This window comes from Bombilactobacillus sp. ESL1092 (assembly GCF_058107465.1).
Map to the genome: position 1 here is coordinate 1667718 of NZ_CM176594.1, position 25025 is coordinate 1692742.

Consider the following 25025-nt stretch of genomic DNA (forward strand, 5'->3'; position numbering starts at 1 on the left):
TTTGAGGTGATGATATGACTGATTCACGAGCAATGTTTCAGAATCTCTTGGATCAAATGCAGTTACCGGAAGATATTCGACAGACTGCGATTTTTCAATCAGCTCAAATTCAAAAAGTTAAAGTCCATACTGAATCTCAGCAATGGACTTTTGTTTTAGAATTTGAACAAATTTTACCTGCCAAAACGTACCAAATTTTTTACCAACATTTACAGACCGCTTTTGAGGGCGTGAAGCTGGTGGACTTAGTTATTCAAACAAGCAATCAACAGTTCGATCAACAATTGCTCAATGCCTATTGGCCAATAGTGGTGGAACGCCAACAATTAAATGCGGCCATTTATCGAGAATTACAACAACAAGCCCCGCCTCAGTTGCTGGAGCAAGAGTTGTTACTAACAGTTAATAATGAAGTTTTAAAAGATTATTTAACAAGTAAGTATTTGCAAGAGATGGAAACTACATTGCAACAGATGGGTTTTCCAAAAATGCGGATCAAAGTCTCAGTTGATCAATCGCAAACGCAGGCTCGAATTGAACAATTAAAACAACAGCAACAACAGCAGCAGCAACAATTGGTGGCAAATGTCAAAAAGGCCCAGGCTAACCCGACTAGTTCGGGGAAAGCCAGTTCCATTATTGGCAAAAAAATTGCTAGTGACACCCCCGTGGTAGCAATGAAAGATATTGTGGAAGAACAGCAATCAGTCGTAGTGGAAGGTTACATTTTTAGTTCCGAAGTACGCCAATTACGTTCAGGACGGCAATTGTTGATTTTAGAAGCCACTGATTATACGTCTTCCTTTGTTATTAAAAAGTTTTCCAAAAATGGTGATAGTGACGCTGTGTTCGCTGATTTTACGAAAGGGACTTGGCTGAAAGCGCGCGGCTCGGTACAAGAAGATAACTATTCCCGGGAATTAACGATTAATGCTTATGACTTAAATGTAATTAAAAAAATTGGGCGGCAGGATCAAGCTGAAGAAAAACGGATTGAACTTCATGTGCATACTAATATGAGCCAAATGGATGCGGTCAGTTCGACAACTGACTTGGTAAAACGGGCAGCGGACTGGAAGCAACCAGCAATTGCGATTACAGATCACTCGACAGCCCAATCATTTCCGGATGCTTATAGTGCTGGTCAAAAATACGGTGTCAAAATTATTTATGGAGTGGAAATTAATTTAGTCGATGAAGGAGAACCCATTGCCTACAACTTACGTGATGAAGCTTTGGCAACTGCAGAATATGTAGTCTTTGATGTAGAAACGACTGGTTTGTCGGCTGTTTATGATTCCATCATTGAATTGGCAGCTGTCAAAATGCAAGCTGGCAAAATTGTTGCGGAATTTGATGAATTTATTGATCCGGGACATCCTTTATCACAAACGACAATTAATTTAACTTCAATTACTGATGAAATGGTGCATAACAGTAATTCTGAACAAGAAGTGATGGATAAGTTTAATGATTTTGTGGGTGATGCCGTCTTAGCTGGTCATAATGTTACGTTTGATATTGGCTTTTTAAATGCAGCGCGCAGGCGTTGCGGCTATCAACCCGTCACGGTACCGATCATTGATACCCTAGAAATGTCGCGGACTTTACATTCAGAATATCGTAATCATAAGTTAGACAGCTTAGCTAAACGGTATGATATCAAGTTGGAGCACCACCATCGAGCTAATTCGGATGCCGCTACCACGGGTTATTTATTGTATGCTTTGTTTAAAGAAATGTTAGAGCAATTTGAGACGACGAACATTTTGCAATTAAATGATCATTTAGGTGGACGCGAAGCATACAAACAAGCGCGGCCGTATCATGCAATTTTATTAGCCACCACCCAGGCCGGACTTAAAAATCTATTTAAGATTATTTCCAGTTCGATGACGGAATATTATTTCCGCACACCACGGGTACCGCGCCGAATTTTGAATGAGTATCGTTCCGGAATAGTGGTCGGTTCCGCTTGCAGTTCCGGTGAAGTGTTTACAGCGATGATGCAAAAGGGCTACGATGAAGCTTATCAAAAAGCGCAGTTTTATGATTATCTAGAAGTCATGCCCCATGCGATTTACCAGCCCTTACTTGATTCTGGTTTGATTCAAGATCAAAGTGCGTTAGAAGAAATCTTGGGTAATATTGTGAAGTTGGGTCAAACGTTAGATAAGCCAGTCGTGGCAAGTGGGGACGTGCATTATTTAGATCCGAAAGATGCGATTTATCGTGATATTATTGTCAAGGCAGTAAAGAGTAATCCACTGGCACGACAAAAATTACCGCTAGCGGACTTTAAAACAACCACGGAAATGTTGCAAGAATTTCAATTCTTGGGTGAGCAAACTGCGCACCAAGTGGTCATTGATAATCCACAGATTGTTGCTGATTGGGTAGATGGTGCGATTACACCTGTAAAAAATAAATTGTATACGCCTAAGATGCCGGGGGCGGAACAAGAGATTCAAGATTTAACCTATAATAAAGCGCATGAGTTGTATGGTGATCCGTTGCCAGAAATTGTGCAAAAACGCTTGGACCGGGAGTTGAAGAGTATTATTGGTAACGGCTTTTCGGTCATTTATTTAATTTCACAGCGTTTAGTTTATAAGAGTAATAAAGATGGTTATTTAGTTGGTTCAAGAGGTTCCGTCGGCTCTAGTTTAGTGGCTACGATGACCGGAATTACCGAAGTTAATCCATTACCGCCCCATTATCGGTGTCCTCATTGTCAATATAGTGAGTTCTTCACGAAGGGTGAAGTGGGCTCTGGTTTTGATTTGCCCGATAAAGTCTGCCCACAATGTGGTCAAGAGTTGGCGAAAGATGGCCATGATATCCCGTTTGAAACCTTTTTAGGTTTTAATGGTGACAAAGTTCCGGATATTGATTTGAACTTTTCAGGTGATTACCAACCAATCGCTCATAATTATACAAAGGTCTTATTTGGTGAAGACCATGTTTTTCGGGCGGGAACGATTGGTACGGTGGCTGACCGGACAGCTTATGGTTATGTGAGCAACTATGAAGAATTAACGGATCAAAAATTTCGTGGTGCGGAAAAGGATCGTTTAGCAGCGGGAGCAACTGGGGTTAAGCGAACTACCGGTCAACATCCGGCGGGCATTATTGTTGTGCCAGATTATATGGATATTTATGATTTTACGCCCATTCAGTATCCAGCTGATGATCAAAGTGCTGCTTGGAAAACGACGCATTTTGATTTTCATTCCATTCACGATAATATTTTGAAACTGGATATCTTGGGCCATGATGATCCCACGATGATTCGGATGTTGCAAGACTTGTCAGGCATTGACCCGCAGACAATTCCCACTGATGATCCTGGGGTTATGGCGTTATTTTCCGGAACTGAATCATTAGGCGTGACGCCGGAGCAGATTGATTCCAAAATGGGAACATTAGGGGTACCGGAATTTGGAACTAAATTTGTCCGGGGTATGCTGGAAGAAACGCATCCGACCACTTTTTCTGAATTATTACAGATTTCAGGGTTATCCCACGGTACAGATGTGTGGTTAGGTAACGCGGAAGAATATATTCAGCAAGGCATCGTCACGTTAAAAGATGTGATTGGTTGTCGTGATAATATTATGATGGACTTAATTCATTGGGGCTTAGAGCCGGGCATGTCTTTTCAAATTATGGAACATGTTCGTAAAGGTAAAGGAATCCCGGATGAATGGCAAGAAGTGATGCGCGCCAACAAAAATGTTCCTGATTGGTATATTGAATCTTGTTTGAAAATCAAGTATATGTTCCCGAAGGCGCATGCGACAGCATATATTATGATGGCGTTACGAATTGCCTACTTTAAAGTGCATATGCCGCTTATTTATTACTGCGCTTATTTGTCTGTCCGTGCAGATGTCTTCGACTTGGTTGCGATGGCCAGTGGTAAACAAGCCGTGAAGGCGGAGATGAAGTCTATTAATGAGCAGGGCAATGATGCGAGCGCTAAAGATAAGAGCTTGTTGACGGTTTTAGAAATTGTCAATGAATGTTTGGAACGCGGTATTCAGATTAAAATGGTTGATTTAGACCATTCGGATGCGATGAATTTTAAAATTTTGGATGATCATACATTGTTAGCCCCGTTTGTGGCAGTCCCCAGTTTAGGCTTAAATGTGGCTAAACAAATTGTGGCCGCCCGTGAAGAACAGCCCTTTTTATCGAAAGAAGATTTATCGAAACGGGGCCATGTTTCCCAATCAATTATTGATTATTTAACCCAGAACCACGTTTTAGACGGTATGCCTGATGAGAATCAGTTGTCGTTGTTCTAAGAGTTCCAGTCTAAAACTTGAAAAAACCAGCTGGTAGTTATATACTTTAACTAAGTTGATTTCACATGACGAGTGAGCAGGAATGCTCACTCTTTTTATTGCAGGCTGCATGAAACTAGCTGAATAAGCACGATAGAAAGGGGTGTTGATTTGAATTCTGTTATTGACCAAGTTAAAAGTTTAGTTCAACCAATTTTAGCTGATCATGATTTTTATTTAGTTGATTTAGAGTATGTCAAAGAAGCAGGTAGCTGGTATTTACGGCTGTATATTGATAAAGACGGGGGCATTGATATTGAAGAATGCGCTGTGGTTAATCAAGAATTAAGCGAACAATTAGATGCTCAAGACCCAGAACTGATTCCTAATGCTTACTTTTTGGAAGTATCTTCACCTGGTGCTGAACGTCCCATTAAGACGCAGCAAGATTTAACAAATGCACTGGACCAATACATTCATGTTAGTTTATATCAAAAGTTCAATGGTCAAAAAGTTTTTGAAGGTACTTTAAAAGAATTTGACGAGCAACAATTAAAGTTGGAAGTTAAGATTAAAGCGCAACGCAAAGTAATAGCTATCCCACGTCAACAAATAGCGTCAATGCGTTTAGCAATTGAGTTTTAACTGTAAGGAGATCACGTTATGAGTAAAGAATTAGTGGGAGCACTAGATGCTTTAGAAAAAGAAAAAGGCATTTCTAAAGAATTAATTATTGATGCAATGGAAGATGCTTTAAAATCAGCTTATAAAAGAAATTATGGTCAAGCCCAAAATGTCGAAGTAATATTTGACGATAAAAAAGGCGATTTTCATATTTACACAGTCAAAGAAGTGGTGGAGCAAGTAGCAGATCAGCGTTTGGAAATTAGCTTAACTGATGCTCAACAGGTGAATCGTGGCTATGAATTAGGCGATCACCTTAATGAAGAAGTCACTCCAAAAAACTTTGGCCGTATTGCCGCCCAAACGGCCAAACAAGTGGTGATGCAACGCGTTCGTGAAGCAGAACGGAATAACATTTATAATGAATATAGTCAGTATCAAGATGAAATTATTCAAGGTGTGATTCAGCGGCGCGATAATCGCTTTGTCTACATTAACTTTGGCCGCGTTGAGGCGGTGATGGAACGAAAAGATCAAATTCCGAATGAATCATACCAACCTCAAGATCGGATTAAAGTTTATGTTTCTAAAGTTGACAATACTACTAAGGGACCACAAATTTTCGTTTCTCGGTCGCACCCCGGCCTAGTGAAACGCTTGTTTGAACAAGAAGTTCCGGAAATCTATGATGGAACCGTGGAAATTGTTTCGATTGCACGTGAAGCGGGCGATCGTACCAAAATTGCGGTACGGTCAACTGATGAAAATATTGATCCTGTCGGTACGACTGTGGGACCACGAGGTCAGCGAGTACAAGCAATTGTTGATGAATTAAACGGCGAGAATATTGATGTTGTTAAATGGGAGCCCAATCCCTCTGATTTTATTGCCAATGCTTTAAACCCTGCGGAAGTGATTGCCGTTCAATTTGATGATGAGACGAATCCCAAGTCTTGTATTGTCATTGTCCCCGACTATCATCTTTCTTTAGCCATTGGTAAACGCGGTCAAAATGCACGTTTGGCTGCGAAATTAACTGGTTTTAAGATTGATATTAAGCCTGAATCAGAAGTGGAATTTGTTGATGAAGCAGGCGATGAAGTCGATGAAGAGGATCTTGATTAAATGAATTAAGGTGGTGGTTGTTTGAAAACGAGAAAAGTACCGATGCGTAAAGATGTCTTAACTAATGAAATGGCCCCCAAACGTTTGTTAGTCCGGATTGTTCGGAACAAAGACGGTGAAGTTAGCGTTGACGAAACGGGCAAAAAGCCAGGACGCGGAGCTTATGTGGGGTTAGATCCAGCGGCAGTTAAGCAGGCACAAAAAGATCATAAGTTAGACGAAATTTTAAAAACGAAGTTGACAGCTGAGTTTTATGAAGAGCTATATAATTATGTCGATCATCAAAAAGCGCGGTTAGATTTGTTTGGTGAACTAGGTAAAAAACATTGACACAACAACGTATTTTGAATTTCTTGGGTCTGGCGAAACGAGCCCGTAAAATTGTTACTGGCCAAGAATTAGTTTTAAAAGCCATGAAAAATGGTCAGGTCTATTTTGTCTTTTTGGCAACAGATACTGGGGCTGTGGCTCAAAAATCATTTCAAACAATCCTCAAGCGACAGCAAATCCCGTTTGATCAGACCTTTAATCAAATTCAACTCAGTCAGGCAATTGGTCAGGCAACTAAAGCCATTGCCATTACCGATCGGGGATTTGCTCAACGATTTCAAGAATTAATAACAAATAATTAAGGAGCGTGAATTTATGGGAAAGAAACGAGTTTATGAATTAGCAAAAGAGCTCCATGTTCCAAGTAAAGATTTGGTGGATATAGCCCGCAAGCATCATATGGAAATCTCGTCCCATATGGCAGTTTTAGATGATGCACAATTAAATGATTTAACTAAGATTGTACGTTCAACTAATCAGTCTCCAAAAACTCAATCACCAGTATCGAAAGATACGACTAATGCTAAAAGTAAAGGAAAAACAAAAATTAAAGTTACAGCTATCCGGCATGCGCCTAAACCTAATGATGCTAAGAAGAACCACCAGCATTCTAATAATAACCACAATAATAATGGTAATGAGCACCGTACACATCAAAATAATGAACACAGTCGTGGTCCAGTGACGACTAATAATAATCAAGGTCGTACTAATCAAAATCGTAATAACACGAATGCGCGACCAAATAATTCGCGCACTAATAATCGCAATCGTAATTTAAATAATGACCGGCGTTCATCCATGATGAATCGGGCTAGTGCGGGGCGGAAACATTTAGCGCAATATAAACAAAATGCGCAAGCTTCCGTGGAATCAATCGAACAAGCACGGAATCATGAACAGCGACAAAAAGAGCAAAGAGCAAAGCGTGCTAATGAGCGTGCAACTCAACAACGCTCACAAAGACCAACTACTAATCATTCCAGTCAAAGTGCTAACCGTAATCGGAATAATAGTAGTAATCAACAAGTTACGCGTAAGCCAACTACGACGCAAAAGCCAACGGTTAATCGCCCAACAACGCAACCGACTGCTGAAAAAACTACTTCGGATAATAATAATAAGCGACAACATGAGTTTACGAACAATCGTCGCAAAAATGAGCATATTGATTATCGCAATCGGCCCAAGCATAAAAACAAGCGTAAATTACGCAAGCAACAAGCTAGTCAACCGAAAAAGCCAATGCCACAACGGAAAGAACGGCCGTTACCAGAAGTTTTGGAATACTCAGTCGGCATGAATGCGCAAGACTTAGGTAAAATTTTACATCGGGAACCAGCTGAAATTGTTAAAAAGTTATTTATGTTGGGTGTGATGGTTAATCAAAACCAATCCTTAGATAAAGATACAATTGAAATTTTGGCCGCCGATTATGGCATTGATGCGCAAGAAAAGGTTGAAGAAGATATTACTGATTTGGATACCTTCTTTGAAGATGAAGTCAATAATACTGATAATTTGACTAATCGGCCACCAGTAGTTACGATCATGGGTCACGTTGATCATGGTAAAACTACTTTATTAGATAATTTACGGCATAGTCATGTCACGGCAGGTGAAGCGGGCGGTATTACCCAGCATATTGGTGCTTATCAAGTTCAATTAGATGGTCGCCTAATTACCTTCTTAGATACCCCAGGACACGCAGCCTTCTCTAACATGCGGGCGCGTGGTGCTGATATTACCGATATTGTTATTTTAGTAGTAGCGGCCGATGATGGTGTAATGCCCCAGACAATTGAGGCGATTAATCATGCCAAGGCAGCTAATGACCCAATTATTGTCGCCATTAATAAGATTGATAAGCCAGACGCTAATCCCCAACATGTGACGGAAGAATTAATGAATTATGGTTTGATTCCTGAAAGCTATGGTGGTGATACCATCTTTGCTAATATTTCCGCTAAACAAGGCACGGGCATTGATGAATTATTACAAATGGTCTTATTAGAAGCTGACGTGTTAGAGTTAAAAGCTAACGCACAACAAAAAGCCGTGGGTACCGTAATTGAAGCCCGCTTAGATAAAGGCCGCGGTCCAGTTGCTAGTTTATTAGTGCAACAAGGAACCTTACACAAGGGTGATCCAATTGTCGTGGGGAATACCTTTGGTCGCGTTCGGGTGATGACGGATGATCGTGGTCGGCAAATTGAGTCTGCTTTACCATCACAACCAGTGATGATTACTGGCTTAAATGACGTACCACAGTCAGCCGATAAGTTTGTGGTCTTTGAAGATGAAAAGACAGCCCGGGCTGCTGGTGAAGAACGTGCTGAACGAGCACAAATGGAAGAACGCAAGCGGACTAACGCGGTCACCTTGGATAACTTGTTTGATACCATGAAACAAAATGATATGAAGAAAGTCGACGTCGTGATTAAAGCTGATGTCCAAGGCTCTGTGGAAGCTTTGCGCAATAGTTTGGAAAAAATTGAAGTCGAAGGTGTGCGGGTCAATATTATCCATGCTGCCGTAGGGGCAATTAATGAAAGTGATGTTACTTTAGCTTCAGCAAGTAATGCCATTATTATCGGTTTTAATGTACGGCCAACCGTGCAAGCTAAAATTCAAGCTGATAGTGAAAGTGTTGATATCCGGTTGCATAATGTTATTTATAACGCAATTGATGAAATTGAGTCAGCTATGAAGGGTATGCTAGAGCCTGTTTATGAAGAAAAGGTAACTGGTAATTTGACTGTACGGGAAACTTATAAAGTTTCTAAATTAGGAACGATTGCTGGGTGCATTGTGGATACCGGCTTGATTCAACGTGATAGCGGAGTTCGTTTAATCCGTAACGGAATTGTTGTTTATGAAGGAAAACTGGCCTCTTTGAAACGCTTTAAAGATGATGTTAAGGAAGTTAAGCAAGGCTTTGAATGTGGTTTGATGATCGAAAATTATAATGATATTAAGATTGATGATCAGATTGAAACTTATGTCATGCAAGAAGTTCCTGTCAAGTAGGAGGTGTTGTAATGAAATATCGTGTTGGTCGAGTTGAACAAGAAATCCAACGAGAAGTTAATGATATTTTGTTAAAACGGGTGCGTGATCCGCGTGTCAAGGAAGTAACTATTACGGGAGTCGAGGTAACTGGCGATTTACAGCAAGCTACAATTTACTTCAGTGTTTTGGCAGAGACCGCTAGTGCGGCGCAAAAAGCTACTGCTGGTTTGAATAAGGCCAAAGGCTTGATTCGGCGCGAATTAGGACACCGTTTATCAATTTATAAAACTCCAGATTTAATCTTTAAACAAGATGATTCCATTCGGTATGGTGAGCATATTGATGAATTGTTACGCCATTTAAATGAATCAGACAAATAGTCGCTTAGCGGCTTTTTTGTTACATATAATTGTATTGCGGGAAATCTTTCTAGTTAAGGCAATGCTATACTAAATTAGTTAATTAAATTATTAATGAGGTTATGATAATGAATGGTATTATTCCCCTGTATAAACCACGCGGTGTGACTAGTGCGGATTGCGTGTACCAATTGCGGAAGTTATTACATGAAAAAAAGATTGGCCATACTGGTACCTTGGATCCGGATGTCGATGGTGTCTTGGTCGTTTGTGTTGGTCAAGCCACGAAGTTGGTTAATTGGCTCTTAAATTCGGATAAAGTTTATCAAGGTCAAATCACTTTTGGCAGTGCGACGACTACCGAAGATGCCAGTGGTGAAGTTATTGCGCAGACAAAATTACGAGCACCAATTGCCAATGAGAAGATTAAATTAGGAATGCATAGTTTAACGGGTTTAATCCAGCAACAACCGCCAATGTATTCGGCGGTGAAAGTTAACGGTAAACGGCTGTATGAATATGCCCGAGCTCATCAGGAAGTGGAGCGTCCAATTCGGCAAGTAACGATTAAACAATTTGATTTATTAGCGGCCAGTCAATTTGATGAAGTGCAACAACAACAAACTTGTGAATTTTTAGTGCGGTGCAGTAAAGGCACCTATATTCGGACTTTAGCCGTGCAATTAGGGCAGTATCTTCATTTGCCGGCGCATATGAGTCGTTTAACGAGAACTTATGGTGGTGGTTTTAAACTACAGGAGACTTGGACTTTAGAACAAATCAAACTGCAGTTGGCTCAAGGCCAAATGGATTTTTGTTTGCCGTTGAATGTAGCTTTTACAGACCAAATGCCACTGTATGAATTGACTGCTGCGCAATGGCAAGTGGTGCAAAACGGCGGTGCCATTCAGTTGCCTTCAACTGAGGAACAGGTCTTACTGACTTGGCAGCATCAAGTCAAAGCATTGTATCATTTACAAAATCAGAACTATGTTCCGCAAATTATGCTTTTAAAAAATGATAGGTGAGTAAATCGTGGAAGTTCAAATTTTAAAATATCCCTTTCAGCAGCAGTTGAAAATTCCGGCACGGCAAGTTTTGGCGGCGGGTTTTTTTGATGGCGTGCACCTCGGTCATCAAAATGTGATTAAAACGGCAGTACGGCTGGCGCATACGCGGCAACAACCAGCGGCAGTTTTGACGTTTGACCGCCATCCTATTGAAGTTTATCAACCGCAAAAAGTGACGGGAACGTTCCAGTATCTGACGCCATTTCAACGCAAACTAGAATTGTTTCAAGAATTACAAGTAGATATTGTCTATGTAGTAGAGTTTAATCCCATTTTGGCGCATTTAGCACCTCAAAAATTTGTCGAAGATTTTTTGTTGCGCTTGCATATTACAACTTTAGTGGCCGGCTTTGATTGGACCTTTGGCCCCAAAGAGATTGCGACCATGACGTATTTACGCCAGTTAGTCCAACAACGCTTTGAAATTGTAGAGATTCCTTCTTTAAATTTCGATCATGAAAAAATTTCTTCTACTAATATTCGCACAGCGTTACAGACGGATCAGATTCAACACGCTAATTTATTATTGGGTTATAATTACCAAAACCAAGGTCCAGTGGTTCACGGTTATCAAATGGGGCGGCAGTTGGGTTTTCCCACAGCTAATTTAGCTTTAAGCGCAGAGCAATTAGTTCCTAGCTTGGGTGTTTACGTCACACGAGTCAAAGTTGGTGATGACTGGTTCCCAGCGATGACTTCCGTTGGCCGGAATGTGACTTTTAAAAGGGGCAATAATCCGGTCACAGTAGAGGCTAATCTCTTAGACTTTGATCAAGATCTCTATGGTCAAGAAGTCCAAATTCAATGGTTAAAATATTTACGTCCCGAAATTAAATTTGCTGACGCCCCGGCATTGGTGCAGCAATTACGACAAGATCAGCAAGCTACCGAAAATTATTTCAGAAAATAATAGCAACTAACTTGACATAGTGCTAATAGCTTGCTATATTTAACATTGTTAGCACTAATATATCAAGAGTGCTAAAAGCGAGGTGATTTGGTTTGATAACTGATCGTCAAGCTGCAATTTTAAAGGCAATTGTTCAACAATATATTGAAACGGGGCAACCTATTGGCTCGAAGGCTTTAATGGATCGGTTACCAATTCATGTGAGTTCGGCAACTATTCGCAATGACATGGCAAATTTAGAGAGTTTGGGTCTGATTGAAAAGATTCATTTGTCATCAGGACGGGTGCCTTCAGATAGTGGTTATCGGTACTATTTGGATCACCTGTTAACGCCGATAGATGTTTCGGAGCAAACTTCAGAAATCATTCATTCTGATTTTGCCAAACAACGCTTTACCAAAATTGATGAGATTGTTGCGCAGTCCGCTAAAATTCTCTCAACTTTGACAAGTTATACGGCCATTGCTTTAGGACCTGAGAGTGATAATACTGTTTTAACTGGTTTTCGAATTGTAGACTTGGGTAACAGTCAAGTCATGGCTATTATGGTAACTAGTGATGGAGCTGTTTATAATCAAGTGTATCGCTTAGAAGCAGATATTGCGGCTGATCGTTTGGAAGCGGTCGTGCGCATTATCAATGATCAATTAGTAGGTCAGACTTTGAATGAGGTTTCCAAGCGATTAAAGACTGATTTTCCTAAACTGGTGGCACAATATTTACAGACTCCAGATGGTTTTTTGTCAATTTTTGATGATATCTTAGATAAAGTTGCCGCCGATCATTTCTTTGTGGACGGTAAATCTAATTTATTTAACTACGTTGATACCCGTAATAGTGACAGTTTAAAGAGTTTGTATTCATTGTTTGACAGTGACCATAATTTAGCCAAGCTTTTGGGAATGGATCAGAATCTCAGTGATGATGATTCTAATAATCAAGGAATTAAGGTCCATTTGGGTGCTGAATTAGCGCCGCAAATATTGAATAATTATAGTTTGATTACCGCCAAATATAGTGTGGGCGTTCACGGTGATGGCTTAATTGCCCTCTTAGGTCCCACTAATATGCCTTATTCACAAGTGATTGGTTTAATTACCTCTTTACGTTATGAATTGGCAAAGCGGTTAATTGATTATTTTCAAGAACTAAATGGTAATTCAAGTTAGGAGGCGTGTTTATGACGAAACCCGAAATAGATCCGGAAGAGTTTCCTTCAGAAAAAGCTTCAGCAAAGAAAGCAGCTGCTAATGATCAAAAAAAAGTGGCATCCAGCAAAGATCAGGATGAACCAGCCACAGCCAAGCCAGCTGCTGATGAAGTGGTAGACAAACTATTAGATGCTAATCAAAAATTAGAAAAAGATTTAAAAGCAAGTCAAGATCAGGAGTTACGCTTACAAGCGGAAATTCAAAATATTAAAAAGCATAATCAACAAGAACAGGCTAGTTTAATTAAGTATGATGGACAAAAGTTAGCGACAGCTATTTTACCATCAATTGACAATTTAGAACGTGCACTACAAGCAAGTAGTGCCGATCAGACCAATGACGGCCTAATTACTGGTGTGCAGATGGTTTTAAAACATTTGAAGCAAGCATTAGCGGAAAATGATATTACTGAAATTAAAGCTTTGAATGAAAAATTTGATCCGACGATTCATCAGGCGGTGCAAACAGTAGCAAGTGATGATGAGCATCCAGCAGACACGGTGGTGCAAGTATTACAGGCCGGTTATCAATTAAAAGATCGCGTTTTGCGGCCAAGTATGGTTGTTGTGGCACAATAAATTAATTTAATGGAGAAGGTTTAATTAATGTCAAAAATTATCGGAATTGATTTAGGAACAACTAATTCAGCAGTTGCTGTTTTAGAAGGTGGCGACCCGAAGATTATTGCTAATCCAGAAGGCGGCCGGACTACACCATCAGTAGTTGCTTTTAAAGATGGTGAAACACAAGTTGGTGAAGTGGCTAAGCGGCAAGCAATTACCAACCCGAATACGATTTCTTCTATCAAACGCCACATTGGTGAAGCTGGCTATAAAGTCAATGTTGATGGCAAAGAATATACACCACAAGAAATTTCGGCCATGATTTTGCAATACATTAAAAACTTTGCAGAAAAATATTTGGGTGAAGAAGTGACTGAAGCGGTAATTACCGTGCCAGCTTACTTCAATGACTCACAACGGCAAGCTACCAAAGATGCTGGTAAAATTGCTGGTTTAGATGTTAAACGGATTATTAATGAACCAACAGCTTCTGCTTTAGCTTATGGTTTAGATAAAAGTGATGCCGATGAAAAAGTCTTAGTTTACGATTTAGGTGGTGGGACTTTTGATGTTTCCGTTTTGGAATTAGGCGATGGCGTTTTCCAAGTATTGTCAACTAATGGTGATACCCATTTAGGTGGCGATGACTTTGATAATGCTATTATGGATTGGTTAGTCGCTGACTTTAAAGCGCAAAATCAAATTGACTTATCACAAGATAAGATGGCTTTGCAACGGTTGAAAGATGCTGCTGAAAAAGCGAAAAAAGATTTATCTGGTGTGAGTGAAACGGAAATCAGTTTGCCATTTATTTCTGCTGGCCCTGCTGGCCCGTTGCATTTACAGACTACTTTATCGCGCGCTAAATTTAATGAATTAACAGCTGATTTAGTTGACCGGACAAAGATTCCGGTACAAAATGCTTTAAAAGATGCCGATTTAAGCAGTTCTGATATTGATAAAGTTATTTTAAACGGTGGTTCAACGCGTATTCCTGCGGTACAAGAAGCAGTTAAACAATGGACTGGTAAAGAACCCGATCATTCGATTAACCCTGATGAAGCTGTTGCTTTAGGAGCAGCCATTCAAGGCGGTGTGATTACTGGCGATGTGAAAGATGTGGTCTTGTTAGATGTTACGCCACTATCTTTAGGAATTGAAACAATGGGTGGTGTTTCCACTAAGTTAATTGATCGGAATACGACGATTCCAACCAGCAAGTCACAAGTCTTCTCAACAGCTGCGGACAACCAACCAGCAGTAGACATTCATGTTTTACAAGGTGAACGTTCGATGGCCGCTGATAACAAGACTTTAGGTCGGTTCCAGTTAACAGATATTCCTGCTGCTCCGCGAGGCGTCCCACAAATTGAAGTTAAGTTTGATATTGATAAAAACGGAATTGTTAATGTTTCTGCAAAAGATTTAGGCACTGGTAAATCACAGAAGATTACAATTAAGAGTTCATCTGGTTTATCCGATGAAGAAATTGAGCGGATGAAAAAAGAAGCTCAAGAAAATGAAGAGTCTGATAAGAAGCGCAAAGAGGAAGCCGATTTGCGTAACGAAGTTGATCAATTGATCTTTACAACTGATAAGACTTTGAAAGACTTAGAAGGTAAAGTTTCTGAAGATGAAATTAAGAAGGCTACGGATGCAAAAGAAGCTTTGAAGAAAGCCCAAGCTGACAATAATTTGGAAGAAATGAAAGCCAAGAAGGACGATTTGAATAAAATTGTTCAAGATTTATCAGTGAAATTGTATCAACAAGCTCAAGATGCGCAACAAGCCCAAGGTGATGCGAACGCTAATAATTCTGATGCTAAGAATGATGGCGATAGTACCGTAGATGGCGATTTTAAGGAAGTTGACCCTGATAAAAACAAATAAGAGCGCGAATTAACTTGGAACCATTATTTGGGGTGTAGCTACTTGTTAGAATTAACGGCCTAGATTAAAAGTTCAAAGTTTGTATCTAAAAAAGTCAAATTACTAAATCCAGGTTTGGACGTTAGAATTTGACTCTTTTAGTGTTTAAAAGTGCTAGTTTGTGATTTTGGGAAAATTTTAGTTATTGAAAGAAAGGTTAAGTCAGATATGGATCCTTATGAAACTTTAGGTCTGGACCGCAATGCTTCAGAAGACGAGATTAAGCGGGCTTACCGTAAATTATCTAAAAAGTATCATCCCGACCTGAATAAAGCACCTGATGCGGAACAAAAGTTTAAAGAAGTTAATGAAGCCTACGAAATCTTGAAAGATCCGCAAAGAAAAGCCCAGTTTGATCAATACGGTTCCACCGATCAGCAAGCTGGCGGCCAAGGTTTCGGCGGTCAAGGCTTCGGTGGTTTTGATACGAATGGCTTCGGCGATTTTGGCGATATTTTTGACTCGTTTTTTGGTGGTGGCAGTCGGCGCCAAGCTGATCCTACCGCTCCACGGAAGGGCCAAGACTTGGAATACCGGATGAAAATTACTTTTGAAGAAGCTATTTTCGGTGGTAAAAAGACGATTCGCTATAATCGCAGTGAACAATGTCCAGATTGTCAAGGCTCGGGGGCCAAGGCTGGGACAAGCCCCAAAACTTGTCATAAATGTCAGGGAAGTGGACATATTACCGTTAACCAGCGTACTCCATTAGGAATGATGCAGAGTCAACAAGTCTGTGATGTCTGTGGTGGAACTGGTCAAGAAATTGAAGAAAAGTGTCCTACTTGCCATGGACGGGGTAAGATTACCAAAAGTCATGCAGTCGAAATTGATATTCCTGCAGGAATTGATAATTTGCAGCGGATGCGCTTAGATGGTCAGGGGGCTGCTGGTGATAATAAAGGTCCTTATGGTGATTTGTTTGTTACGTTTGAAGTTGAAGCCAGCAAGCATTTTGAACGGCATGATACGACTATTTACTCGCATGAAACAATTTCGTTCCCACAAGCCGCTTTAGGTGATGAGATTAAAGTCAAAACGGTGCGTGGACAAGTGGAATTGCGAATTCCGGCTGGTACACAGTCAGGAACGGTCTTTAAACTTAAAGGGCAAGGAGTACCCGGTTTGCATGGTGGTGTCGGTGATCAACAGGTTCGCGTAGAAATCGTGACCCCCAAGCACTTAAATGAAAAACAAAAAGAAGCCTTACAGACTTTTGCACAATTAGGTGGTGCTAAGGTCAAAGAACAGGACAGGAATTTCTTTGAGCGGATGCGTGACAATATGAAAGATAAGTTTAAATAAGTGACCTGTTTACACGATTAGTCAATCAGGTTAACGATTTTGCTCAGAAAATTAATTATTTTGTTTCAAAAAGTAAATTGTTTAATTGAGGCGCAGACTAGTTCATTCAAGCGAGTTGTGCGACTGTCGTCTCAATTTTTAATGACAATTTATCAAAAATTAAATTGATTACTCAAGTAACCAGTTGCAAATTAATTGCAGGACTTAAAGCTGTTGATGGTTTTAGGTCCTTGTTTGTAATTAAGACGTCAGTGCGTTGCAGAAAAAATTAGTTTACAATTATCGTGTTCACGAGCTGGAGATTAGCCGGGGAATGGTCTTTTGTCAGCGGGAAATTTTTGATATAGTAAACCAAGAGAGCTATAAATGTGAATTTGGAATGAGGATTAATAATATGCCACAATCTGATTTAGAAAATAAACAAAAATATATTCGTAATTTTTCCATTGTTGCTCATATTGACCATGGTAAATCGACGATTGCCGACCGAATCTTAGAATTAACAGATACTGTCTCACAACGAGATATGGAAAATCAAGTTTTGGATGACATGGATATTGAACGTGAACGGGGGATAACGATTAAGTTAAACGCAGTTGAATTGAAGTATCAAGCTAAAGATGGGCATACTTACACGTTTCATTTAATCGATACCCCCGGACATGTCGATTTTTCTTATGAAGTATCGCGGAGTTTAGCGGCTTGCGAAGGTGCCTTATTAGTAGTGGATGCTGCGCAGGGTGTGCAAGCACAAACAATGGCGAATGCGTATTTAGCGGTTGATAATGATTTAGAGATTGTGCCAGTGATTAATAAAATTGATTTACCATCGGCGGATGCGGAACGTGTTAAATTAGAAATTACAGATATGATTGGCATTGATGCCGAGAATGCTGTATTAACAAGTGCCAAAAGTGGCTTAGGCATTGCTGATTTATTGGAACGGATCGTGCAAGATGTGCCAGCACCGACAGGCGATTTGACGGCTCCGTTAAAGGCCTTAATTTTTGACTCTGTTTACGATAGTTATCGTGGTGTGGTATTAAGCGTGCGAATTTTCGATGGCCAAGTCAAAGTTGGTGATCACATTAAATTAATGAGTAATGGCAAAGTTTTTGAAGTCACAGAAGTGGGTGTCATGTCTCCCAAAGCTGTTCCACGGGAATTCTTGAGTGTTGGTGATGTCGGTTATATTACTGCTAGTATTAAAAGTGTTCAAGATACGCGAGTGGGTGATACGATTACTCTAGCTGAGCAGCCGACCGCCCAAGCTTTGGCCGGCTATCGGCAAATTACCCCAATGGTCTATTCTGGTATGTATCCGGTAGATAATGCCAAATACGGCGATTTACGTGAGTCATTAGAGAAATTACAATTGAATGATGCTTCCCTGGAATTTGTACCTGAAACTTCCCAAGCCTTAGGGTTTGGTTTTCGGGTCGGTTTTTTAGGTTTATTGCATATGGATGTCATTCAAGAACGGCTTGAACGGGAATTTAACTTGGACTTGATCATGACAGCTCCGTCCGTTAACTATAAAGTAATTTTGACGGACCAAACGACGAAGATTATTGATAACCCATCACAAATGCCGGATCCTTCGGAAATTCAGGAGATTCAAGAGCCGATGGTTAAAGCTGAAATTATGGTTCCGAAAGATTATGTCGGCGCAGTGATGGAATTGGCTCAACGCAAGCGGGGCCAATTTGATACGATGGATTATTTGGATGATTACCACGTTAATGTAGTTTATCGTTTACCATTAGCCGAAATTATCTATGATTTCTTTGATACTTTAAAGTCTAATACGCGTGGTTTTGCTTCCTTAGATTATCAAATTATTGGCTATCAACCTTCGAAAATGGTTAAGATGGATATTTTATTGAATTCACAACCCGTTGATGCGTTAAGTTTTATCGTCCATGAAGATTTTGCTTATCGGCGGGGACGGCAAATTGTCCAAAAGTTAAAGGGAATTATTCCCCGGCAGCAATTTGAAGTGGCTATTCAAGCGGCGATTGGTAATAAGATTGTGGCGCGTTCTACTGTGAAAGCTTATCGTAAAGATGTGACCGGACCACTATATGGTGGGGATCAAACCCGGAAAAATAAACTATTGGATAAACAAAAGCGGGGTAAGAAACGCATGAAAGAAGTGGGGAGTGTGACTGTTCCCCAAGCAGCCTTTATGGCAGTTTTACAAATGGATGATGATGATTTACAAAAATAGTTCAGTTGTTTTGGCAAAGTTAATTTGATTCTTCAAAGGCAGGTCCAGGGGTAAGCCATGAAAAAAATTGTAAAATATTGCGGAACATTCATTATTTTGGTAGTAGCATTAGCATTAATTTTTAATGGACAAATTAAGTCTTTTATGGTTCGTCAATTATCACAGCAAAGTTTGTCATCTTTGACAGCTAAACAGGTTCATCAGAATAATTTAAAATCAGCTTCCTTTGATTTTTCTAAAGTTAAATCTATTAGTGTGCAACAAGTGGCGAAAGCCAGTGTACAAAAAAATGCCCCCATGATTGGCAAAATTGCTATTCCGTCCGTTAATTTACAGTTGCCGATTGTTAAAGGAATTGACGATAATGCTTTAGCGACCGGAGCGGGCACTATGAAACCTGATGAAAAAATGGGGCAGGGTAATTATGCTTTAGCTGGCCATTATATGACCCAAAAGGGCGCCTTGTTTTCGCCAATTTCTAATACGCAAATTGGGGATTTAATTTATATAACTGACTTATCCAGTGTTTATACGTATAAAATTACTTTAAAGCAAGTTATTTCACCCAAAGCCACTTGGCGGATTGATGACCAAGGTAAGCAGAAAATGATTAGTTTGATTACCTGTGCCGATGGCGGTGCGAATCGGTGGATTGTTCAAGGCAATTTGGTTAAAGCCCGCGTGGCTAATCGCGCAACTTTAGCAATTTTTGATTAGAGGTTAAAAAATTTGAGTTTACTATATCAATGGCAAAAAGCCGATTTGAACCAAACAGCTCAATTAAAGCAATTGGCTCAAAAACTGCAGTTGCCGTTATTTGTGGTGCAACTACTGAATCAACGTGGGATCAAAACTAGTCAAGAAATTCAACAATTTTTACAACCAGATCTGAAACAGTTAGCAGACCCATACCTTTTGCATGATATGCAGCCAGCAATAGATAGGATTACTCAAGCAATTGTTGCTGGAGAGCAAATTTTAATTTATGGGGATTATGATGCTGACGGAATTACTAGTACGACCATTTTGACAGAAGCCATTACTAATTTGGGTGGTCAAGTGGATTACTTTATTCCGGATCGCTTTCAAGATGGTTATGGTCCAAACCTTGAACGTTACCAACAGTTTATTGCTCAAGGAGTCCAATTAATCATTACTGTCGATAATGGCATTACTGGTGTGCAAGAGGTGGCATATGCGAACGCGCACGGCGTTGATGTCATTATTACGGACCATCATACACTGCCGAAACAATTGCCAGCAGCGTTAGCGATTGTGCACCCAGCCTTAGCTACCAATCAACAGGCGGCATATCCTTGTCCATACTTGTCGGGTGCCGGAGTAGCTTTTAAAGTCGCGAGTGCTTTGTTAGACGAAGTCCCCGTTGATTTATTAGACTTGGCGGCAATCGGGACGATAGCTGATGTGATGGAACTAGTAGGTGAGAATCGCGTTATTGTTACTTTTGGGTTACAACAAATGCAGACTCAAGAACGCAGCGGCTTAGCGGCATTAGCGAAAGTGGCCCATTTGAACTGGTCTACTTTAAATGAAGATGATGTCGCTTTTCAAATTGCTCCGCGGTTAAATGCGTTAGGCCGGCTGGACCAGGCTCAAAAAGGAGTCGACTTATTGTTAACTTTCGATGAAGAGCAAGCGCAAAGTTTGGCGAAAACCATTGATCAGTTTAATCAGCAACGTAAAGATTTAACACAGGAAGTGTTTACAGCCGCCTGGCAACAAGCGCAGGAGCAATTGGCGGCGGGACAACACGTCTTAGTTTTGGCTGCTGAAGATTGGCATCAGGGAATTTTAGGAGTTGTAGCTGGTAAAGTTTTACAACAAAGTGGTTGTCCCACCTTAGTGTTTCACATTGATGAACACCAGGTGGCAACTGGTTCTGGGCGCAGTAATGAGCAGTTTGATTTATATACGGCGCTAGCAAGTCAAGCCGATTTATATCAAAAATTTGGTGGTCATGCGCAGGCTTGTGGTTTAACGTTAGATGCAGCTTTGTTAGAGCAACTCAAGCAACGGTTAAATCAATTACCGCAAGCTTTACAATTAGATTTAACGCAAAAGCCCCAACAAACGTATGATTTAACAGTAGCAGCGACGGATTTGTCATTAGATTTTTACAAACAACTGCGGCGGTTAGCGCCTTTTGGTCAGGGCAATTCCCAGCCCATGTTCAAGATTATTAATTTTCAGCATGCTCAAGTAGAATTTTTGGGTAAAAAAACGCAAACGCATTTGAAATTTTTGGTAGATCAACAACTCGAATGTTTAGCGTTCAATTGGGGTCAGTATAAGGAACAATTAGCTGCGAGTTCCATTCAAGTTTTATATGGCACGGTCATGATTAACAATTGGCATCGCCAACCCACAGTGCAATTAAAAGTAGTCGATGTCAAACTAGCCAATGAATTGGAGCAGCTGGTGGTACAACAACAGCAATTTATTGATGCGCGCGGGATGAGTTCGTTAAGCCAAATAACTAATGCCACGCCGCTGCTTTTTTTCCAGGAAAAAAATCGCCAGCATTTTGTACAGCAAATGCCCGGTTATTTGACTTATTTAGCTTCAGCAGAAGTACAACAATTAAAAACGGCAGTTTTAATGGATTGCCCACAACATATTCAGGATTTTGAAAATTTAATTGTTAAGTTGCCACAATTATCAAAATTGATTTTTATTTTTAAAAATCGCTTGCAACCATTGATGATTACGCCACAGCAATGGCATTTAGCTTTAAAATATTTAGTGACGCATCAGCAGTTACAAGTGCAAGATTTACCAGTAGTAGCGCGGTACTTGAAACTAAATAATTCACAAATTAAATTAATAATTAAAGTGTTTTCTGAGTTGAAGTTTGTTACAATAGACAGTGGCTTGTTAAAATGGCCGGCTACGATACCGGCACGACAACTGAACGAATCACCGTTGTATCAGCAAAATCAAGCCCAGCTAAATATTGTTCAGACTTTAATTGATTCGGATTTTCAACAATTAGTGCAATATGTTATTAAATTACAAAGTTAGAACTATCGAAGGAGAGTTATATGGATTTTAAGAAGTATGTAGCAGATGTTCCTAATTTTCCTGAACCAGGAATCTTATTCCGTGATATTTCGCCATTAATGCATAATGGTGCCGTTTATGCGCAGGCAACTGATGAAATTGCCGCATATGCTAAAAAGCAGCAAACAGAAATGATTGTTGGTCCGGAAGCGCGGGGATTCATTGTGGGTTGCCCAGTAGCTTATAAATTAGGGGTAGGTTTTGCGCCAGCACGTAAAAAGGGAAAACTTCCTCGTGAGACAGTTTCTGTTTCTTATGATTTGGAATACGGTCAGGCATCGTTGTATATGCAAAAAGATGCCGTACAACCAGGACAACGAGTTTTAGTGGTTGATGATTTGATGGCCACTGGTGGTACCTTAGCTGCAACCATTAAATTGGTTGAAGAATTAGGGGGAATTGTGGTTGGAACTGCATTCTTGATCGAATTGACAGAGCTTCATGGTCGTGATAAAATTAAGAACTATGATATGTTTACTTTAATGCAATATTAAAGCAGGTTAACTGCTTTTTATGGAGAGTTGGCAGAGTGGTAATGCACCGGACTCGAAATCCGGCGAACCGATTCGATATCGGCGCGCAGGTTCAAATCCTGTACTCTCCTTTTAGACACGTTTTTTAAAGGCTTTTAAGCCTTTTTTATTTTGCTCAAAAGTGATGTGGATGTTGTTAAATCAACGTTTGTAAGATGTTATTCAAAAACAACAAAGTGTTTAAAATATTTTAAATTTAAAAAGTTTTGGCACTAATTTGGCACCAAAACTTCTTGATTATTTCCGCTTGATTCTAGGCTATTGAGGACATTTTCGATTTCTTGATCAGCTTGAGTTTTGTACTCGTCAATCAAATATGAGTACACTCTGATAGTTGTGGTCATGTCTTTATGGCCTAAGCGCTTAGAGATAATGTATAAATTAATTTTCTTATATAGTAGAAAAGCAACGTGCGTATGCCTTAATGAATGAAAATGAAAACCTTGGCGATTAATACCAGCTTCTTGTAATGATTGATGTAATGTTTTGTTAGCGGCAGCAGAAGTTGGCACCGTTTGGTACTGATCAATAAAAACTTGTTTAGTTTTATCACTGTGATCTAATTGCTTTAAAATATCCAAGATTGTATTGTTCACTCTAATAACTCGTTTAGATGACTCGTTTTTGGTTTCCTTGAATTGCTTTAACCCTTCATGCCATGACCGTTTAACTGTAATAGTTTTGAACTGAAAGTTAATATCTGACCATTTCAACCCTTGAATTTCTCCCAGACGCATACCGGTATAGATTGCCAATAAAATCATGTACTTAGATGTAAAGTGTGGGTTAAGAGAATTGGTTAAATAGTCAACTAATTGTTTTAAATCATTCATATTTAAGTATTCAATTTTTCGTGTTCGGTTTTTATCGTAAACAACAGTAACATTTTGAATAAAATCTTTCTTAACAGCACCGTCGTATAAGGCTGATTTTACGCACGCATGAACAAGAGAATTAATTTTACTGATAGTTGACTTGGAATGATTAGAACCGAAATCAGACAGGAATTCTTGGTACTGCTGGCGGGTAATTTCTTCAATTGGATACTCATTAAAATATTTTTGTAAAACATGGTAGGAATGAGTATATGTTTTTTGAGTACGATCAGTGACGTTAGGCTTTTTGTACGTCTTGTACCAGTTCCAAAAGTATTCAGGCAAAGTTAATTTACCAGAAGTTGAAATTGGGCCATCGGCTGCTCTTAACTCAAATTCATTAGCATATAATTGAGCTTCTTTCTTTGTATCGAAGCCGCCCTTATTTTTACGTTGGTAATTACCATTTGAATCTTTGTAGCTAATACGAGCCATCCATTTTTTGCCTTTTTTAGTGAATGTTGCCATTGAATTTACCTCCAGTTATTTGTTAAAATGGTACACGAAAAGCGCATACCATATGTATGTTTTTCACGTTAGTCATATCCTGGACTTGGAAGGTGAGGGATATGGCTATTTTTAATATAAAGGTAGGTGATACGGGCTGTTTAATCGATCCATACCTTCTATGTCTATTATGGTGTCAAGCGTTTCATTATTTATTTGTATACTATCTAATAGGTATTGACCATTAATTGGGTGATCCTTTAGCGCTTTATCTACAATGCCTTGCAATTCAGTGTGTAAATTTAATCTTTCTGTTAAAGGCAAAATTATATAAATAGAGATCAAAAACATGGGAAAATTCCCTTTGGGATCATATAACTTTTTTACTGCTCTATTGTTTGAAAATAATCTAAATGTTTCTCTATTTATAACATAATTGTTTATTCTTGAAGGATTCACTATAACATTACCATGCGCAAATATGTTTCTATACTGGCAGATAATTTCAATGGAAAAGTTGAAAAAATCTATAAAATAATCGTTAAGGTAGCTACCATCATCTATGTTATATATGATTTTAGAAACAACATTTTTTTGTACATAAGTTATTCTGAACAATGTGTTAAGTTGGTTTAATGTTAAATCTTTAGTAAGTATCCATGGTGGAACTATACCCTTATTTTGTAAATAATGCTCAATCAGGCTACCCTTTTTAGGGGTATTGATCTTATTCGTATAAAATTTTATTTCTTTTTGCTTATAAGATTTGTTGTTTGATTTCAGATTTTGCATTGTAAAAATGTCTAGTGAATCATTTCCATAATGCATTCCCAATTCATGTCCCAGAGTTTCTTCGAAGTTTACTTCAAATCTTAAAATATATTTCAAAAGAATATCTTTGAAATTTCTTTGGATAATAAATAATTTTGTTAATTCGTCAAATTCTATCCCTACAGTTATTTTACTGCCTAAATTTTTTATCAAGTCATAGTATGAGTAATGTTCGATACTATATTTAAATTCATCAAAATCATGTAGATTTAATTCTGGATGGTCTCTTTTTAAATCCTTATATAATGAACTGTATGTTTTAAATTCCGGCATATTAACTCCTACAAAAAACCTCATTGAT

The 25025-nt window shown here is 39.3% G+C and carries 18 protein-coding genes, 1 tRNA gene and 1 pseudogene; 18 read left to right on the forward strand and 2 right to left on the reverse strand.

What is annotated here, in order from left to right; all coding sequences use genetic code 11:
- Nucleotides 1–14 precede the first annotated feature (14 nt).
- The 18 genes and pseudogenes from AC3B6Y_RS07880 to AC3B6Y_RS07965 all read left to right on the forward strand — a co-directional run bounded on the left by AC3B6Y_RS07880 (nt 15) and on the right by AC3B6Y_RS07965 (nt 22642).
- On the forward strand, nt 15–4310 hold the full coding sequence (locus AC3B6Y_RS07880; RefSeq protein ID WP_489790919.1) for a PolC-type DNA polymerase III: 4296 nt from the start codon (nt 15–17) through the stop codon (nt 4308–4310).
- A 150-nt stretch (nt 4311–4460) separates the two neighbouring features.
- Nucleotides 4461–4934, forward strand: coding sequence for a ribosome maturation factor RimP (rimP, locus tag AC3B6Y_RS07885; RefSeq protein ID WP_489790920.1), 474 nt, complete (start codon nt 4461–4463; stop codon nt 4932–4934).
- An 18-nt stretch (nt 4935–4952) separates the two neighbouring features.
- Nucleotides 4953–6035 (forward strand): annotated as a pseudogene (nusA, locus tag AC3B6Y_RS07890) (transcription termination factor NusA); the annotation flags it as partial.
- Nucleotides 6036–6059: 24 nt separating this feature from the next.
- Nucleotides 6060–6368 carry an RNase P modulator RnpM gene (rnpM, locus tag AC3B6Y_RS07895; RefSeq protein WP_489757550.1) on the forward strand — a complete coding sequence of 103 codons (309 nt, stop codon included), beginning with the start codon at nt 6060–6062 and terminating at the stop codon, nt 6366–6368.
- Nucleotides 6365–6670 carry a L7Ae/L30e/S12e/Gadd45 family ribosomal protein gene (locus tag AC3B6Y_RS07900; protein WP_489790921.1) on the forward strand — a complete coding sequence of 102 codons (306 nt, stop codon included), beginning with the start codon at nt 6365–6367 and terminating at the stop codon, nt 6668–6670. The genes rnpM and AC3B6Y_RS07900 overlap by 4 nt, the downstream gene beginning before the upstream one ends.
- A 13-nt stretch (nt 6671–6683) precedes the next feature.
- Nucleotides 6684–9398 (forward strand): translation initiation factor IF-2, encoded by a 2715-nt coding sequence (infB, locus tag AC3B6Y_RS07905; RefSeq protein WP_489790922.1) that lies wholly within the window; start codon nt 6684–6686, stop codon nt 9396–9398.
- Nucleotides 9399–9409: 11 nt separating this feature from the next.
- Nucleotides 9410–9760: a 30S ribosome-binding factor RbfA gene (gene rbfA / locus AC3B6Y_RS07910; RefSeq protein ID WP_489757553.1), complete on the forward strand. Its 351-nt coding sequence runs from the start codon at nt 9410–9412 to the stop codon at nt 9758–9760.
- Nucleotides 9761–9867: 107 nt separating this feature from the next.
- A complete protein-coding gene (gene truB / locus AC3B6Y_RS07915; RefSeq protein ID WP_489790923.1) occupies nt 9868–10767 on the forward strand; it encodes a tRNA pseudouridine(55) synthase TruB in 900 nt (299 codons plus the stop codon).
- 7 nt (nt 10768–10774) lie between these two features.
- Nucleotides 10775–11719: a riboflavin biosynthesis protein RibF gene (ribF, locus tag AC3B6Y_RS07920; RefSeq protein WP_489757555.1), complete on the forward strand. Its 945-nt coding sequence runs from the start codon at nt 10775–10777 to the stop codon at nt 11717–11719.
- A gap of 92 nt (nt 11720–11811) precedes the next feature.
- Nucleotides 11812–12888 carry a heat-inducible transcriptional repressor HrcA gene (gene hrcA / locus AC3B6Y_RS07925; RefSeq protein ID WP_489768999.1) on the forward strand — a complete coding sequence of 359 codons (1077 nt, stop codon included), beginning with the start codon at nt 11812–11814 and terminating at the stop codon, nt 12886–12888.
- A gap of 11 nt (nt 12889–12899) precedes the next feature.
- On the forward strand, nt 12900–13508 hold the full coding sequence (gene grpE / locus AC3B6Y_RS07930) for a nucleotide exchange factor GrpE (protein WP_489790924.1): 609 nt from the start codon (nt 12900–12902) through the stop codon (nt 13506–13508).
- Nucleotides 13509–13535: 27 nt separating this feature from the next.
- On the forward strand, nt 13536–15383 hold the full coding sequence (gene dnaK / locus AC3B6Y_RS07935) for a molecular chaperone DnaK (protein WP_489757558.1): 1848 nt from the start codon (nt 13536–13538) through the stop codon (nt 15381–15383).
- A gap of 207 nt (nt 15384–15590) precedes the next feature.
- Nucleotides 15591–16727 (forward strand): molecular chaperone DnaJ, encoded by a 1137-nt coding sequence (dnaJ, locus tag AC3B6Y_RS07940; protein WP_489789960.1) that lies wholly within the window; start codon nt 15591–15593, stop codon nt 16725–16727.
- 394 nt (nt 16728–17121) lie between these two features.
- Nucleotides 17122–18957 (forward strand): translation elongation factor 4, encoded by a 1836-nt coding sequence (gene lepA / locus AC3B6Y_RS07945; protein WP_489757560.1) that lies wholly within the window; start codon nt 17122–17124, stop codon nt 18955–18957.
- A 57-nt stretch (nt 18958–19014) separates the two neighbouring features.
- On the forward strand, nt 19015–19674 hold the full coding sequence (locus AC3B6Y_RS07950) for a class A sortase (protein ID WP_489757561.1): 660 nt from the start codon (nt 19015–19017) through the stop codon (nt 19672–19674).
- Between the two features lie 12 nt (nt 19675–19686).
- Nucleotides 19687–21999 (forward strand): single-stranded-DNA-specific exonuclease RecJ, encoded by a 2313-nt coding sequence (gene recJ, locus AC3B6Y_RS07955; RefSeq protein ID WP_489790925.1) that lies wholly within the window; start codon nt 19687–19689, stop codon nt 21997–21999.
- A gap of 20 nt (nt 22000–22019) precedes the next feature.
- Entirely contained in the window at nt 22020–22532 is a 513-nt protein-coding gene (locus AC3B6Y_RS07960) for an adenine phosphoribosyltransferase (protein ID WP_489757563.1), read from the forward strand.
- A 21-nt stretch (nt 22533–22553) separates the two neighbouring features.
- Nucleotides 22554–22642: transfer RNA gene (locus AC3B6Y_RS07965), tRNA-Ser, on the forward strand.
- A 141-nt stretch (nt 22643–22783) separates the two neighbouring features.
- On the opposite strand, the gene AC3B6Y_RS07970 is transcribed toward AC3B6Y_RS07965, so the two are convergent.
- A complete protein-coding gene (locus AC3B6Y_RS07970) occupies nt 22784–23914 on the reverse strand; it encodes a site-specific integrase (RefSeq protein WP_489768995.1) in 1131 nt (376 codons plus the stop codon).
- A gap of 111 nt (nt 23915–24025) precedes the next feature.
- Nucleotides 24026–24997 (reverse strand): Abi family protein, encoded by a 972-nt coding sequence (locus AC3B6Y_RS07975; protein ID WP_489768994.1) that lies wholly within the window; start codon nt 24995–24997, stop codon nt 24026–24028.
- Between the last annotated feature and the right edge of the window lie 28 nt (nt 24998–25025).

Bases quoted from the DNA above. Each gene is read 5' to 3' on its own strand.
- AC3B6Y_RS07880 (WP_489790919.1), top strand. From the start codon at position 15: ATGACTGATTCACGAGCAATGTTTCAGAATCTCTTGGATCAAATGCAG.
- infB (WP_489790922.1), top strand. From the start codon at position 6,684: ATGGGAAAGAAACGAGTTTATGAATTAGCAAAAGAGCTCCATGTTCCA.
- rbfA (WP_489757553.1), top strand. From the start codon at position 9,410: ATGAAATATCGTGTTGGTCGAGTTGAACAAGAAATCCAACGAGAAGTT.
- truB (WP_489790923.1), top strand. From the start codon at position 9,868: ATGAATGGTATTATTCCCCTGTATAAACCACGCGGTGTGACTAGTGCG.
- grpE (WP_489790924.1), top strand. From the start codon at position 12,900: ATGACGAAACCCGAAATAGATCCGGAAGAGTTTCCTTCAGAAAAAGCT.
- dnaK (WP_489757558.1), top strand. From the start codon at position 13,536: ATGTCAAAAATTATCGGAATTGATTTAGGAACAACTAATTCAGCAGTT.
- dnaJ (WP_489789960.1), top strand. From the start codon at position 15,591: ATGGATCCTTATGAAACTTTAGGTCTGGACCGCAATGCTTCAGAAGAC.
- lepA (WP_489757560.1), top strand. From the start codon at position 17,122: ATGCCACAATCTGATTTAGAAAATAAACAAAAATATATTCGTAATTTT.
- AC3B6Y_RS07950 (WP_489757561.1), top strand. From the start codon at position 19,015: ATGAAAAAAATTGTAAAATATTGCGGAACATTCATTATTTTGGTAGTA.
- AC3B6Y_RS07960 (WP_489757563.1), top strand. From the start codon at position 22,020: ATGGATTTTAAGAAGTATGTAGCAGATGTTCCTAATTTTCCTGAACCA.
- AC3B6Y_RS07970 (WP_489768995.1), bottom strand. From the start codon at position 23,914: ATGGCAACATTCACTAAAAAAGGCAAAAAATGGATGGCTCGTATTAGC.
- AC3B6Y_RS07975 (WP_489768994.1), bottom strand. From the start codon at position 24,997: ATGCCGGAATTTAAAACATACAGTTCATTATATAAGGATTTAAAAAGA.